The organism is Enterococcus sp. AZ084 (genome assembly GCF_051714905.1).
Classification (GTDB): Bacteria; Bacillota; Bacilli; order Lactobacillales; family Enterococcaceae; genus Enterococcus_B; species Enterococcus_B pernyi.
Window position 1 is genome coordinate 253303 of the sequence record NZ_JBIOSS010000001.1, and the last position, 15192, is coordinate 268494.

Here is a 15192-nt window from a genome sequence, read left to right on the forward strand (position 1 = left end):
TGGAGCTTTTGAAGTGGAATGGAATTATTAATTGATAAAAGTAAACATAATTTGCTGATATTTAATGATCTTATGAAGTTTACAGAATTAGCTTTATATAAATCTTTTAGAAAATAACAAAATTGACACATATAATGCTGGGAAATTAGTCAAAAAAGAAATAAAATCTTCTAGCATGATTAAACTTTTCCAGTGAAGACAGCATTTTCGGTAAGATTAATCCTCTATTTACAACTGATGAGTCTGTTTTTAGATAATAATATTGAATGGGTGGGAATTATGAAACTAAATTTATCTGACCAACTCGCATATTTAACAAATGATAAAAATATTAGCTGTGATATTTTAACAGTTACTGAAGCACAGAATATACTTGAAAATACCAATTTTTATTATAAAATTACTTGTTACAAGAGAAATTTTAGAAAAGATAGCAACAATAAATATATTGATTTAGACTTTTTTCATTTATATGATTTATCAATAATAGATATGAGAATGAGACATTTATTTAATAAATTATGTTTAGACATAGAACACAGTTTAAAAAAGAACTTAATTAAGGACATTACGAATAGTACTGAGGATGGGTATGCTATCGTCGATGAATTTGATTCCTTTGAGAAAGTAAAGTTTAATTTAAAACAACAAAAACTAAGAAAACGTTATGGGAAAAATTACATAAAAATTAACTATAAGCCGATTTTAAAAAGAACAATCTATAATGTATCTGATCCTAATGATTATGATTATCAAATATCACAGAAATATTTTAATAGCAAGATTGTTCCAGTTTGGGTATTAATAGAAAAATTGAATTTTGGGCAATTGATAGACTTTATAAAGTTTTATGTTGATAAACAGAAAAATAATTATGCTTATTATAAAACCGCTGAGGAATTACTGATAATGATCAAACGTATTCGAAATGCTTCTTCTCATAATCGTCCTATATTGATGAATATTGCAAATAAAAATCACTCAGGTAGTCTCGTTGTTTCTTCCAACGTAAAAAGTTTTCTTACAAAATATCAAATTAATAAGAATGTTAGTAGGAAAGAAATTTCACTATACAATAATTTACTTGAACATACAAAGATCCATGATATCTTTTGTCTGATTATTTTATATAAAGAATATATTGAAAGCGAAAAAATGATTTTTGCTAGAAGAAAAGAAATTAGAAGCTTTATTTATCGTGCAAAATTGAATAAAAAGCATTACTCAAAGCATAATAAAATGAAAAATATTTTTTTGTTTTTATCTAAATCATTGAATAGCATTTAAAATTCTTCCCAAAGTCATTTCATTATGCTATGATTAATACACAAAGGAAAGGTGTCGGTCATAGCCCATAGACACTGCGTACTAAGGAGCAAAAGAAATTTTGTGAATTAGGCGTTATGGCATTATCATAATATAAAAAAGCTTACTAGAAATTTGTTCCTGTTAATTCCTAGTAAGCTTTTTTGTTTTGCCTCAGATGATTTTTGCTAGTCAACTACTCATAAAATCTCCTAGAAATTTCTTCTTTTCTGTCTTTCGAGACTATATTCCCCACGAATGAATAACCGCTCAGGCTTTGTGGATTTGTTGAGATCTTGAATGAGAAGGTTTCGACAAACATTTATTCTTATTGTTTTCTATTAAGATCTTTTATAAAATGTTCATTTTGTAGTGAACCTATCTGAAGCCAAAGAAACTATGAGACAAAAAATGGTAAAAGGTGTTGTTTAATTTAAAAGCATCCAACGATTTAAAATGTTATAATAATATTCATAAGTAATCACTTAAATAATTGTTGGAAGGGAAGAACAAAATGAATCGATTAATCGATAGTATCTGCAAACATAAGAAGATGATTGTGATAGTTTCTGTTTACGTAGTCATGGTCATCTTGAATTTTTTAACGCCATTGATTGCAGATGATATTGAATACATGTACAAAACAACAAGTTTTTCAACTATTCTCCATGACGAATATATGCAATACATGAATTGGACAGGTCGATCAGTGGTCCATATCATTGCGCGTTTATTTTTATTGATGCCAAAAATCGTATTCAATTTTATGAATCCATTGATTTATGTATTACTAACTATTTTGATCTATAAAATATCAACTAAAGATAATAAGAATTTTTATGTGTTTAAATATTTAATGATCAATTTGTTGATTTGGTTATTTGTCCCAACTTTCGGACAAACGATCTTATGGGAGACTGGAGCGGCAAATTATCTATGGGGTGGCATCCTCATTATTAGTTTCCTTTCTATGTATCACCGCTATTATACAAATGGCCGAGAATTACCATTTAATCAACCGTTACAGATTATTTTTATGACAGTTTTAGGGATACTTGCCGGATGGTGTAATGAAAATACATCTGGTGGAGCAATTCTTGTTGTTTTAGGGTATATCTATTTTATCTATAAAGAGAAAAGACCGTTTAAGGTATGGTTGTTTTCAGGCTTAGGTGGAGCAATCTTTGGATTATTGATGATGGTTGCGGCTCCAGGGAATGCGATACGAGCAACGTACTTTGACCGTAGTGCATGGTCGCTTCCTCACAAGCTATATTCTGGTTTTTCTACAATCACACGAACTCTTTACGAAAACAGTTTGCAATTATTTGTTTTAGCGGCTATTTTAATTGCATTAGGTATTATTTTTAACCAACATAAAAACTGGTTCCGACTTTCGTATGTATATGTACTTGCCGGACTAGCAACTATCTATGTATTGTCTCTTTCACCAACAGGACTTAACTGGGGGCGTTCATTTTTTGGAGGCGCATTGTATATTATCATTGCGATGTTAATCGAATGGCCAGATAAATTAACGAAGACGACAGCTGGAAGTTTTTATAGTGTGATCAGCTCAGTTCTCATTGTTCAGTTTTTATTTTCCTTTGTCTTAGGTGTGCATGGGATCATTCAGTCTTATCGTGATATCAACGAACAATATAGGTATGTGGAGAGCCAGAAAAAGCAAGGGAATCTGAATTCTTTGATCGCTGATTTCAATGCAAATGAAGGGATGCCCTATCCAGCATATTCTAGCGCGCTGTCACACGTTGGCGCGAGCATAGACTCCCAGATCAACCGTTCAAATGCTAAATATTTTGGCTTAGAGACGATTCGATCGGTTTCTAAAGATGCTTGGAATACGATTTATAAAAATGGAGATCCAACCTTGATGAACATTTGGGATTATCAGGAATATCTAAAAGAATTAGAAGACTCAGATTATACAGTTCTGATTGCTGGTGCAGGGGAGTCCCAACAAATGAGTGAAGCTTTAGCAGTGGAAATAGCAAAACTTTTACCGGATCTTGATTTACAGAAGTTTACTCATGACTGGAATTTTACTGGTATTCATCAAGCGAATCAGAGTCCTATTCTTGCGCAAAATGAAAATTATAATGAGGTTAATCAAAAACTCACTGATAAGAACATCTCAATGGTTTCTAGTTTTACATCTTATGAGGAGCAACAATTTTCTAGAATTAAAATCGACGGCGTTGATGTATCAAGAAATAAAACAGGTGTCAATATTATTGTATTATCTGAGGACGGTCGGATCATGGATGCGGTAAACATCGCTTCAAATGAACAGGGAGTGACCGTTTCAAGATAAATATAGGATTTAAAGTAAAACACGTCTAAGCTTGCTTAGGTGTGTTTTTTTATATCTATCATTCTTCAATAAAATTTCTGTTATCTATAAATAGATTGAAATAACCCAATAAATAAAGTACATGATATTTTTTTGAAAAGAGAGGTGATCATTGCTTATTTTTTATCTTAGATAATAAATCTATTTATACAGTTAGCTAAATGAAATGTTTTTTGAAAAAACATTTTAATAGTCCATAATGAATCTTCTTTAATCATATGTCCTTGTTCTGTCGTCAATATTTAATGAAAGCGATTTCTCGGTGAGGTAGAATGAACCCAACTGATATATCAGTGAGATGAAATAGAATGGAGTGAGTCTATGAGTGAAATGATTATTGGTATGTTGTTGATTTTGTCGTTCTTCTTTATGGTTTGGTATTGTGTCAAAGGACTTAATTTGATGGTCGGTTTAGCGATCATGGCGACGATTTGGATGGGGTTAGCGCTGATTGGTAATTTTTTCTCACCGAATGCCGCAATGGAAGGACAGTCAGTCATTGATGTGTTGACCCATGTATATGCTACTGGTCCAGCAGAGTATGCGAAATCAATTTTAGTGAATGTATTCTTTGGTGCTTTTTTTGGTCGAGTATTGGTAGATAGTGGGATAGCGGCTACGTTGATTCGGAAAGTCGTGGAGCTTGGCGGTGATAAACCGCGGATCACGATGAGCCTTTTATGTCTTGTGACGGCAATTATTTTTATGTCGATGACCGGGATTGGTCCAGTGATTTCAATTGCCGTGATCGTTTTACCGATCTTGATGTCGTTAGGAATTGCTGCACCTGTTGCTCTATTTGCATTCATGGGTTCGATCATGGCAGGGATCTTTGCGAATATTGTCAATTTCAAGCAATATCAAACGATCTATGCGGGATTTAATTCTGCGGCTGAAAATTATACATACAATGATTACTTTCAAATCGGGATGATTGGCATGGTCGTGAGTTTAGTGATCGTTCTACTTGTAGCTAATATATCAATGAACCCGAAGAAACGCTATGCAATGGCGGCTGAACTTCCACGAGAAGGTGGAGAGGCGCCTATGATTTCTTGGTTGGCAGTCGTTATACCTGTGTTAGGAGTGGTGGTGTTAGAAATCCCGATCATTCTTGGTTTTATGTTGGCTGGGATCTGGGCGTTGCTATTTACAGGGAAATTACGTGGGGGATACAAGGAGATCTGTCGGCAATTCGCTAAATTATTTACAGATGGAGCAACAGATGTGGCACCAATGGTTGGCTTTTTGATGACTTTAGCGATGTTCAATAATTCGGCGGTGTATGCTTCTTCTTATTTCTCTGCGATCCTTGGCGATTTTATTCCCCAGACACCTGTTGTATTGGCACTTGCCTTTGCATTGTTGACCCCTCTCGGGTTTTTCCGTGGTCCGTTGAGTCTAGTCGGTTCGGGATCAGCGATTTTAGCAGTAGTTTTAGCAGTCAATCCGACGATGCCCGTTGCCTTTTTATTTCCACTATTTGCGACAACGACCATTGCACCGCAGCATTTAGATATCACTCAATCATGGATCGCTTGGGGATTAGGGTATACAAAAGTTTCCTCTCGTGAATTCATGAAAAAATCGATTCCGACAGGGTGGCGATCGGTGTGATCGTCTGTATCTTGACGTTGATCCTTTATGGTAATTTTTGATAGTTATAGAAAGTAAAAATTTGGAGGATGCAAAAATGAAGCGTGCAGTAAGAATGGGTATCGATGTAGGTGGTACCCATACAAAAGCAGTCGCAATCGACAATGCGACACATGAAATCATCGGTAAATCATCTGTCAAAACAACGCACCACCATCCAGAGGGGGTAGCTGCCGGGGTCGTACAATCGTTTCAAAATTGTTTGCAAGAAAATCTGATCAGCCCGGAAGATGTCGTTTTTGTCGCGCATTCTACGACCCAAGCAACGAATGCATTGATTGAAGGAGATGTGGCAAAAGTAGGAGTGATCGGAATGGCAAAGGGTGGATTCGAAGGTTTTTTGGCGAAAAGACAAACTCGGTTAGCCCCGATCGATTTAGGGAATAATCGAAAAATAGACATTGCAAATGTCTTCTTACCACTTAAACAACTGACAAACGAACGAGTGTTAGAGACGATTGCTACACTGAAAAAGGAACAGGCGGAAGTTTTGGTTTCTTCAATGGCTTTTGGCGTAGATAATAGTGAGTCGGAACAGGTCATTTATTCCCTTGCTTCGGAACAAGGGATACCAACAACGATGGCTTCTGAGATCACTAAGCTTTATGGGTTGACAAGACGAACGCGAACGGCAGCGATCAATGCCTCGATTTTGCCTAAAATGTTGGAGACAGCGACGTCGACTGAACGTTCGGTTAGAGCTGCCGGTGTCAATGTTCCTTTGATGATCATGCGTGGCGATGGTGGGGTAATGGAAATCGCTGAAATGAAGAAGCGGCCAGTTTTAACGATGCTTTCAGGACCAGCTGCCTCTGTCATGGGTTCTTTGATGTATTTACGTGCCTCGAATGGTGTGTATTTTGAAGTAGGAGGGACAACGACAAATATTGGTGTCATCAGAAATGGGCGTCCTGCCATCGATTACTCAGTGGTCGGCGGGCATGCGACCTATATTTCCTCTTTAGATGTTCGTGTCTTAGGTGTTGCCGGTGGTTCGATGGTTCGGGCAGATCGGACAGGGATTCTTGATGTAGGACCACGTTCTGCCCATATCGCCGGGTTGGATTATGCTGTATTCACACCGATTGAAAAAATCGATCAACCGAAAGTCGTCTTTTTCTCCCCTGTTGAAGGAGATCCGGCTGATTATGTCAAAGTAATTTTGGCAGACGGAAAAGAGGTCACTATCACCAATTCTTGTGCAGCGAATGTTCTTGGTCTTGTCCAAGAAGAACACTTTTCCTATGGTGATCCACAAGCCGCAAGAAAAGCCATGGAAGCTTTGGCTGCGTATTGTCAGACTACTGTGGAAGATATCGCTGAGCAGATCATGGCAAAAGCTTATGCAAAAATCGAACCAGTCATTTTGGAACTGGCAGAAAAATATCAATTGGAGAAAGAACAAATCTCTTTGGTGGGTGTAGGCGGTGGAGCAGCTTCCTTGATCACCTATTTTAGTCGGAAAATGGGTGTTAAGTACTCCATACCGGAAAATGCAGAGGTGATTTCTTCGATCGGTGTGGCATTAGCGATGGTGAGAGATGTAGTGGAACGGATCATTCCTTCACCAAGCAAAGAAGATATTCGAGGATTGAAAAATGAAGCGATGAATAAAGCAATCGAATCTGGCGCCACACCGGAATCGATTGAAGTCCATGTTGAAATTGATCCTCAAACCTCAAAAATCACGGCAATTGCTACAGGATCAACGGAAGTCAAAGCGACTGATTTAACAAAACAGATCAGTAAAGATGAGGCGTTGTCAATAGCGTCAGAAGACTTGCGGATGCCTCTAAAAGCTGTTTCCTTATTAGCGAATACTGACTTCTTCTATGTGATTGGGGAAAATAGTCCAGAACATTCGATCGGCACATTACGGATCATCGACCAAAAAGGATTTATCAAAGTTCAAAGAGGGTATGCCAAATGTTTAAAAACCACAGCTGAACAATATCTCTTCGCTGTCCAACAATTATGGGAAGAACTTGCGGTCTATCAGACTGAGCTGATTGCTCGACCGGAATTTTATCTATGTATCGGTGCGCGTGTCGCAGATTTTTCGGCGACAGAATTTGAACAATTACAACTCTTGATGGAGTTAGAAATCTCGATGTTAGATCCAGAGGAAGAAGTGATTGTGATTGCGGGGAATATCAAGCAAAAATAAACTAGATGAGTTGATTTTAAAATTACAGACGATTTCTGATGAACAGTGGTGTGATTATCAATTTCAACGAGAGCTTTTAGTAGAGAAGGTCTCGCTTTCTGAACAACAAAGATGGGGGGCACTAGCGAGAGAATGTGGAAAGACGCTAGCCGAAACGATCAACCGAAAGTATTGTACAAGGAATATTCAAGAACTTTGCGATAGACTTGATGTCGCTATCTCCTATGGAGAAACAGCATGGCGGAATGATCGTTTGACACTCGCCACTTACGATGAAACAACGGGGATCTGTTTAATGGCAGAACCAATCCAGAAATTCGAACAGGCAAATATTACTGCGCTCCCATTGGAAAAAGTTACCTCTTTGATTTTAGCGCATGAATTGTATCATCATCTTGAAACACGCGATCCTACATTGTATACCCAACAGAAAACCCTAGAACTATGGCGATTTTTTGGGTATCGTCATCAGTCTAAGATCCGAGCATTGAGTGAAATTGCAGCAATGAGTTTTTCGGAGAAGTTGAATAACGTGGGATTCTCACCATATGTGTTAGAAGTCGCTATGACTTGGCCATATGATCCGCAATTGTGTGAGCATCTCGTCCAGTCATTTCAGTCGTTTTGAATAAGAAAGGCATAGTCCTTCCTGAAAGTTCGGGAGGCTACGCCTTTTTTCATCATGCTTCAGAAGAGATTGTTTCAAAATAACTCGGATAATGTAGAATCACTTGTTCTTGTTCCTCAATGATCATATGGAGGTGGAGGTTACAAAGGAAACCTACTTCATCAAGTGAATGTTCTTTCATAGATTTCAACAGGAGTTGATGTTCATCTAATACACGGCCCCAATCTAATTCGGAAATCGTCAAGCGTAACCAACGGAAACGATCTAAGTGAGTACTATAGCTTTCAAGCCAAGTCCATATTTCTTCTTTGCCCGCGACTTTGTAACACATTTGATGAAAGGCTTTATCTAAAAGAAAGAAGGTTTTTTTGTCTTGTGCCAGGATTGCTTGATCTGTCTGTTCTAAAATCATCTCCAAGCGCTGATGCGCTTTATCGTTCATTTTAGCACTGCACTCTTGTAAAATCGGTTGTTCTAATTTTTCTCGCATGTAACGTGCCAAATCTGCGGAACGTATGTCGATTTTTGAGATATATGTACCGGATTGAGGAATCGTTTTGATCAATTCCTGATTTCTAAGTTGGATCAATGCTTCCCGAATCGGCGTGCGTCCGATTGCTAATTGTTCTTCTAAGACTCTGTCAGAAAGCTTACTCCCCGGAGCTAATTCAGAATAGATGATTTGTTGCCTGATAGCTTCGTATGCTTGTTGTTGTAAATTGTTCCCCATAGAACACCCCTTTCAAAAAGCTATACCTAGTATAGCATATCCTTTCCTGAGAATAGAGTAAGGGGACGAGCTGATCAGCGAACAGAAACACAAAAATAGAGCCGCAAACGATTGGTTTGTCGACTCTTTTCAATACATATCCATGGGGCGAACATCTCATCCTTTCACGAAAGCAACAGTCAATCTGGGCGAACTTCCTGCAGTTGTTTGACACGACCACCGATTTGATTGGCAAAGGTTTCTGATTCTTTTTTGTCTTTGAAGACAAGCAAGGTTTCCGGGTTTTTTTCACGTGTGCGACAGCCAGTTTTATCAATATAACCGTGTAGTACTTTCACGACATACATTATAATCACCTGCTTTTTTTCTTTCCATTATACAAATCGGGGGTTAAAAGGCAAGAATAAACACTTATTTTTTCTTTTATTTCATTTCTGTTGCAGAATCAGGGGCTACGTCGATGTTTGCGTAAGTTTTAAACAGTCGATCCAAGTTAGGATTGACACGACTTAGTTTGACTAAACGTTGGTTTTCTGCAAGCAAGAAACAGTGTTGGCTTGTTCCAGTCGTCCGTAAACGTTGATCTTCTGTACCGTAGATCTCGTAACGAAAATTCAACCGTGTACCTGTATAGCTTTCGATCATTGGTTTAATCAAAATTTTGTCTCCATAACGGATCATTTCTTTGTATTCACAACTTACGCCTAGTACAGGGATGATGATGCCTTGTTCTTCGATTTTCTTGTAACTAAAATCTAAGTGTTCTAATAACGCAACGCGTGCTTCTTCGAACCAGCGGATATAGTTGCTGTGGTGAATGATACCCATTTGATCGGTTTCGTAATAAAAAGGCTCTCTAAGGTAGCCGGTATATTTTTCCATTGTGATGCTCCTTCTTATCTTTGACTAAAATAAAGCATCCATCTTGGGAGCTGCTGACTGATTTCAGTTGGTAAAACGACATATCGCTCTTTTGCTAATTGGTCGCCGATAAAGCTATGCAAATAAACAGCGGCACTGATCGTTTGGTCATTTTTTGGAAACTGAGCTAAAAAACCAGCAATCATACCAGCTAACGTATCCCCCATGCCACCTGTTGCCATGGCTGGTGAACCAGCTGTATTGTAATAGATCCCATTTTGCCCATAGATCGTTGTATGATGACTTTTTAAAACAAGTGATGCACCTAATTCTTGTTGCTTTAGCTGATTATTTTCTCTAGACTGTTCCTCTAAACTCAATCCGCTGACACGTTGCCATTCCATTTGATGGGGTGTGAGAACGGTATGCTCTGGATAAGGAAGCTCCAGGGAATGCGTAGCGAGCAATGTCAAAGCAGAACCGTCAATGACTAACCATTGTTTTTTTGTTTGGTTGGTCAAGACAAATTGCAGAAGTTCAAGGCTTTGTTGATTGGTTCCTAATCCCGGACCAATTAGTAAGACATCCGCATCTTCAAAAGCCGAATACCATGTTTCTTTATTTGTCCAATCCCCCACCATTGCCTCTGGTAAATGACTATGGACGGCCACATGATTATTAGGATCTGTTACAACAGTTGTCAAGCCAGCCCCACTATGGACAGCTGCTAAAGCGCTCATGATGATCGCACCACCGAATTGCTCGTTTCCGCCAATCAACAGGACTTTACCAAATGTACCTTTATGAGATTCGATGGGGCGAGGAGTAATCACTTGTTGGAGTAATTGTTCATTTAGTTCCATGGGAAAGCCTCCTTTTTTTCATTATAGCTTATAATATTTATGGAAAAAACTGTTTCGTTTATCCGTTGTCTGATTTTTTAAACAATTCGCCTGATTTATGTTATGATGAACTCGTAGACTGAATGAGTGGAGGAGTAACTTTATGACAATCAATTGGCAAAAAGAAGTCGAAGCACGTAAAGAAGACTTGCTTGAAGACTTAAAAAATCTTTTACGCGTAAGCAGTGAACGTGATGATTCAAAAGCAACTGCAGATGCACCATTTGGACCTGGGCCTCGTGACGCATTGAAACACATGCTTGCTTATGGTGAACGTGATGGCTTCGTTGTAAAAAACGTGGACAATTACGCAGGACACATCGATCTAGGTGAAGGAGACGAAACCTTAGGTATTTTTGGTCATATGGATGTAGTGCCCGCTGGCGATGGCTGGGATACTGATCCTTACGAACCAGTGATCAAAGATGGAAAAATCTTTGCTCGTGGTTCAAGTGATGACAAAGGACCAAGTATGGCTGCCTACTATGCGATGAAAATCATCAAAGACCTAGACTTAGAATTATCGAAAAAAGTTCGCTTTGTCGTAGGTAGTGACGAAGAAAGTGGTTGGGCAGACATGGCTTACTACTTTGAACATGAAGAAGAACCTGATTTCGGTTTCTCACCAGATGCGGAATTCCCGATCATCAACGGAGAAAAAGGCAATGTTTCTTTCGCATTCCGCTTTAAAGGCGATAACGCCGGCGACTATGTACTGAAATCATTTACGTCAGGTTTACGTGAAAACATGGTGCCAGGAACAGCGACTGCAAAAATCGAAGTACCAAGCGCAGATGCAGCAGTTGCATTAGAAAAGGCATTTTATGAATTTATTGAAGCAAATCCAATCAACGGTTCGATCGAAGTAGAGCATACATTTGTTACGATCAACGTAGTCGGAAAAGGTGCACATGGCGCAAGCCCACAATCAGGGATCAATGCCGGATCTTTCTTAGCAAACTTCCTTGATGATTACGAATTTATCGGTGCAGCTAAACAATTCATCCATGTGGCAGCTACTTACGTCCATGAAGACTTTTATGGTGAGAAATTAGGCGTTGCCCACGAAGATGAAAAAATGGGTAAACTAACAATGAATGCTGGATTGTTTGCGTTTAAAGAAAATGGGACAGAAGAAGAGAACTACATCAACATGAACTTCCGTTTCCCTAAAGGCACAACCACAGATGAATTAGAAAGCAAACTGAACAAAACAGTAGCAGACGAAGGTGCATCAGTTACTCGTGGTGCCCGTGTGATGGAACCACATTATGTACCAATGGATGATCCGTTGGTCGAAACATTATTACAAGTGTACGAAGATCATACCGGCGAAAAAGGCTACGAACAAATCATCGGTGGCGGCACATACGGACGCTTATTGAAACGTGGTGTTGCGTATGGCGCAATGTTCCCAGGCTACACAGATACGATGCACCAAGCAAATGAATTTATGAGTCTAGATGACTTATTCCGTGCTACAGCAATTTATGCAGATGCCATCTATCGTTTGGCGAAGTAAATCATCTTTATTCGTACTTCAACATTCCTTGGAAAAGTCAGAAATAGTTGTATGTCTAACTTAGGTATAACATGATAAAAACAATAGGCAACAAATGACAAAGAATTGAGTGATACTTGGCCTTCAGAGAATTGGACTTCTCTGAAGGCTTTTTTGGCTTCAAAAAGCGATGATTTCAATGAATGAACAAGCGACTGGCTAATTGATCATTTGTTTATTTATTAGTTATAGTTGTAAAGGTTGTTTACATTTGTTTGTTAATCTAATATTATAATAAGTGTATACAAATTTTGGAGGTGAAATGAATATGCCTAAATATATCGAAATCGCACACTCCTTGAAAAATAAGATTATCGACGGTGAATTTAAAGAAGGGGAGCTATTGCCAAACCAAGAAGCATTGGCAAAAACCTATAAGACGAGTCGAGTAACTATCAGAAAAGCCATACAGGTATTGATTGATGAATCTTTACTTTACACGAGGCGAGGATCGGGGACATATGTGAGAAGCAACATTAAAAAGGACAAGGAGAATGTGACCCAGATCAATAGCGTATTCGGGACTTCTGCTCAAGAAGGGACGGAGGTGACCAGTAAAATCATCCGCTTTGACGTGCGTTTCCCCACTTCTTATGAGTCTGAGGAACTGAAAATAAAAGCGACTGATCCGGTCTATGACATCAAACGTGTAAGGTATGTAAATGGAGAGGCGAGAAGTATAGAGACATCCATCATGCCTCTTAAGTATATCAAAGATTTAGATGAAGAGATTTTAAAGGGGTCTATCTATAACTATATTAGAGAAGAGTTGGGTTATGTGGTCAGTGCGGCCCGTCGAGTGATCATTGCTTCAAAAGCAAATCATTTAGACAGTGAAGAGTTTGAGATCGAGGTAGGAGAACCGATTTTAGAAACCAATCAAATCGTCTTTTTTGATGATGGTACGCCATTTGATTTATCTAAGACAAGATATCCCTATACATCAGGAAAAATAGTAGCAGATATCAATTAGAAAATGACGTTTGTAAGACTGTACTTGAAACTATCAAGTGTGGTCTTTTTTATTTTTTATAAAAATAAGTATACACTAATTTTAATTAAGTATTTACAAAAGCGTTTTCAAGTGATATTCTGTATTAGAAGTTGATATACAACTATAGACAATTCAGGAGGCATAAATAAATGGATGTGAAAAAAAGGGAAGCTTTGATGGGGAAATTTGTTTTAACAGCACAAAAAATCGGCAATCAAATTTATTTGAGAACACTACGTGATTCGTTTGCTACTATCATGCCTTTATTCATTTTAGCAGGTATTGCTATTTTAATTAATTCGGTCGTGTTAGATCCGTCAGGTTGGTTCCAAAATATGATCAGCGCGGACACAATGGCATCTTGGCAAAACTGGGGATCGATCATTACGAACGCGACCCTTAATATCACTGGGATTATTCTTGTGATCACCAATGTCATTAAGTTAAGGAAAAAAGCAGGAAAACATTTAAGTTTCCCTGCTTTATTTTTTCTATGTAAAAGGACACTCTCTTGATACAATTATTTTAACAATAATAAAACGTCATAGCGCTACTTATTCTGGAGGTGCCCTTATGTCTAATACCATCAACATTTCATCCACACTTCAAGCAGCTCATAAAATCAAACAAAATTTAGAAGATCAAATTCGCTGTATTACAAATCAACCTGAAATTTTTGCTCAATCTCCGCTTGATTTTTCACGAAATAGAAAATTATCTTTTGAGACCACTCTCAAAATTATTCTCTCTTTCGGTGGACAAAGTCTTTCTAGTGAATTACTCTCTTACTTTGATTTTACACTTCAAACGCCAACTGCTTCCGCATTTGTACAGGCTCGAAGTAAAATAAAGATTGAAGCTTTCAAACAACTCTTCTACCGAACCATTCCTTCAAGTAACCAAAACAAGCAATATAAAGGGTACCAACTATTGGCTCATGATGGCTCCGATATTAATATTCCTTATGATGAAAACGATCCTGAATCCCATTACACCATCGGAAAGTTTGATAAATCTGTAGGATCTTTTCATCTCAATGCTTTATATGACCCATTAAATAAATACTATGCATCGGTAAACTTCCAAAAAATTAGACAGCTAGACGAACGGAGCAGTTTGTGTCAAATGGTTGATGAGTTTACTTTTGAAAAGCCGACAATTATTATTGCAGATCGTGGTCATGAGTCATTTAACGTGTACGAACATATTAGAAAAAGTGGTCAAAAATTCGTAATTCGAGTAAAAGATACCAAAAGTAATGGCTTTCTTAAAGGACTTGGATTACCTCAAAAAGGAACATTTGATAAAGAGGTTAACCTTTGGTTAACAAGAAGACAGACCAATAAAATCAAAGCTGACAAAAGCTATCAATTTGTGCGTAAAAAAGCCAGCTTTGATTATCTCCCATCCGATTCAAAAGAAAGCTATCCCGTTAGTCTCAGAGTCGTTCGGATTAAGTTGAGTGAGGATAGTTATGAATCTTTAGTCACGAATCTTGATTCCTTCACTTTTAAAAGCGAAGATTTAAAAGTACTTTATCACTTACGCTGGGGAATTGAAACTTCCTTTAGAGAATTAAAATATGCCTTAGGTTTAAACCAATTCCACTCAAAGAAACTAGAGTTTATTATTCAAGAAATTTACGCTCGTCTCATTATATACAACTTTTCAATGGAAATTGCTCAGGTAGTGGCGTTATCAGCTCCTTTAAAGCAGTTCTATCAGCTTAATTTCACACAAGCTATAGGCATTTGTAAAAGATTTTTTCTTGATCAAACCGTCAATGTAGAAATTTTGATAAGAAGATATCTCCTCCCCATACGACAGAATCGGAGTGACCAGAGAAATATAACAAAAAAGAAATTTGTTGGTTTTTTATATCGTATTGCCTAATATTATAAATCGGACTATACCATATAGGACGTTTTTTTGTGTTGCTTAAAAATATAAAATTGGTCAAGTTAATAAGAAAAAAGCGATATACTTGAGACTATTATTTACTTTTTTGCCTTAA

Annotated in this window: 12 protein-coding genes and 1 pseudogene; 9 read left to right on the forward strand and 4 right to left on the reverse strand. The window is 37.7% G+C overall.

Annotated elements, in window-relative coordinates; translation table 11 throughout:
- Window positions 1-279: 279 nt before the first annotated feature.
- The 5 genes and pseudogenes from IGI79_RS01230 to IGI79_RS01250 all read left to right on the forward strand — a co-directional run bounded on the left by IGI79_RS01230 (window position 280) and on the right by IGI79_RS01250 (window position 8130).
- Window positions 280-1287 carry an Abi family protein gene (locus tag IGI79_RS01230; protein WP_438845621.1) on the forward strand — a complete coding sequence of 336 codons (1008 nt, stop codon included), beginning with the start codon at window positions 280-282 and terminating at the stop codon, window positions 1285-1287.
- Between the two features lie 532 nt (window positions 1288-1819).
- On the forward strand, window positions 1820-3640 hold the full coding sequence (locus IGI79_RS01235) for a DUF3329 domain-containing protein (RefSeq protein ID WP_438845622.1): 1821 nt from the start codon (window positions 1820-1822) through the stop codon (window positions 3638-3640).
- Window positions 3641-4000: 360 nt separating this feature from the next.
- Window positions 4001-5337 (forward strand): annotated as a pseudogene (locus IGI79_RS01240) (citrate transporter).
- Window positions 5338-5372: 35 nt separating this feature from the next.
- Window positions 5373-7502 carry a hydantoinase/oxoprolinase family protein gene (locus IGI79_RS01245; RefSeq protein WP_438845623.1) on the forward strand — a complete coding sequence of 710 codons (2130 nt, stop codon included), beginning with the start codon at window positions 5373-5375 and terminating at the stop codon, window positions 7500-7502.
- Window positions 7477-8130, forward strand: coding sequence for a hypothetical protein (locus IGI79_RS01250; protein ID WP_195273786.1), 654 nt, complete (start codon window positions 7477-7479; stop codon window positions 8128-8130). The genes IGI79_RS01245 and IGI79_RS01250 overlap by 26 nt, the downstream gene beginning before the upstream one ends.
- Window positions 8131-8182: 52 nt before the next feature.
- Here the strand turns inward: IGI79_RS01250 and IGI79_RS01255 are convergent, their stop codons facing one another.
- From IGI79_RS01255 to IGI79_RS01270, 4 genes are all read right to left on the reverse strand, one after another.
- The gene (locus tag IGI79_RS01255) at window positions 8183-8860 is read right to left on the reverse strand and encodes a GntR family transcriptional regulator (RefSeq protein WP_086335336.1); all 678 of its coding nucleotides are present in this window, start codon (window positions 8858-8860) and stop codon (window positions 8183-8185) included.
- A gap of 179 nt (window positions 8861-9039) precedes the next feature.
- A complete protein-coding gene (locus tag IGI79_RS01260; RefSeq protein WP_169823213.1) occupies window positions 9040-9207 on the reverse strand; it encodes a hypothetical protein in 168 nt (55 codons plus the stop codon).
- Between the two features lie 76 nt (window positions 9208-9283).
- Entirely contained in the window at window positions 9284-9742 is a 459-nt protein-coding gene (locus tag IGI79_RS01265) for an acyl-CoA thioesterase (protein WP_108144425.1), read from the reverse strand.
- Window positions 9743-9756: 14 nt separating this feature from the next.
- Window positions 9757-10584, reverse strand: coding sequence for an NAD(P)H-hydrate dehydratase (locus IGI79_RS01270; protein ID WP_195273785.1), 828 nt, complete (start codon window positions 10582-10584; stop codon window positions 9757-9759).
- Between the two features lie 142 nt (window positions 10585-10726).
- Between IGI79_RS01270 and pepV the strand changes: the two genes are divergently transcribed.
- The 4 genes from pepV (at window position 10727) to IGI79_RS01290 (ending at window position 15071) form a co-directional block, all read left to right on the forward strand.
- Window positions 10727-12145 carry a dipeptidase PepV gene (pepV, locus tag IGI79_RS01275; protein ID WP_195273783.1) on the forward strand — a complete coding sequence of 473 codons (1419 nt, stop codon included), beginning with the start codon at window positions 10727-10729 and terminating at the stop codon, window positions 12143-12145.
- Window positions 12146-12452: 307 nt separating this feature from the next.
- Window positions 12453-13157 carry a GntR family transcriptional regulator gene (locus IGI79_RS01280; RefSeq protein ID WP_195273782.1) on the forward strand — a complete coding sequence of 235 codons (705 nt, stop codon included), beginning with the start codon at window positions 12453-12455 and terminating at the stop codon, window positions 13155-13157.
- A gap of 170 nt (window positions 13158-13327) precedes the next feature.
- Window positions 13328-13693 (forward strand): hypothetical protein, encoded by a 366-nt coding sequence (locus IGI79_RS01285; RefSeq protein WP_438845624.1) that lies wholly within the window; start codon window positions 13328-13330, stop codon window positions 13691-13693.
- Window positions 13694-13751: 58 nt separating this feature from the next.
- Entirely contained in the window at window positions 13752-15071 is a 1320-nt protein-coding gene (locus IGI79_RS01290; protein WP_347082699.1) for an IS4 family transposase, read from the forward strand.
- The last annotated feature ends 121 nt before the right edge of the window (window positions 15072-15192 follow it).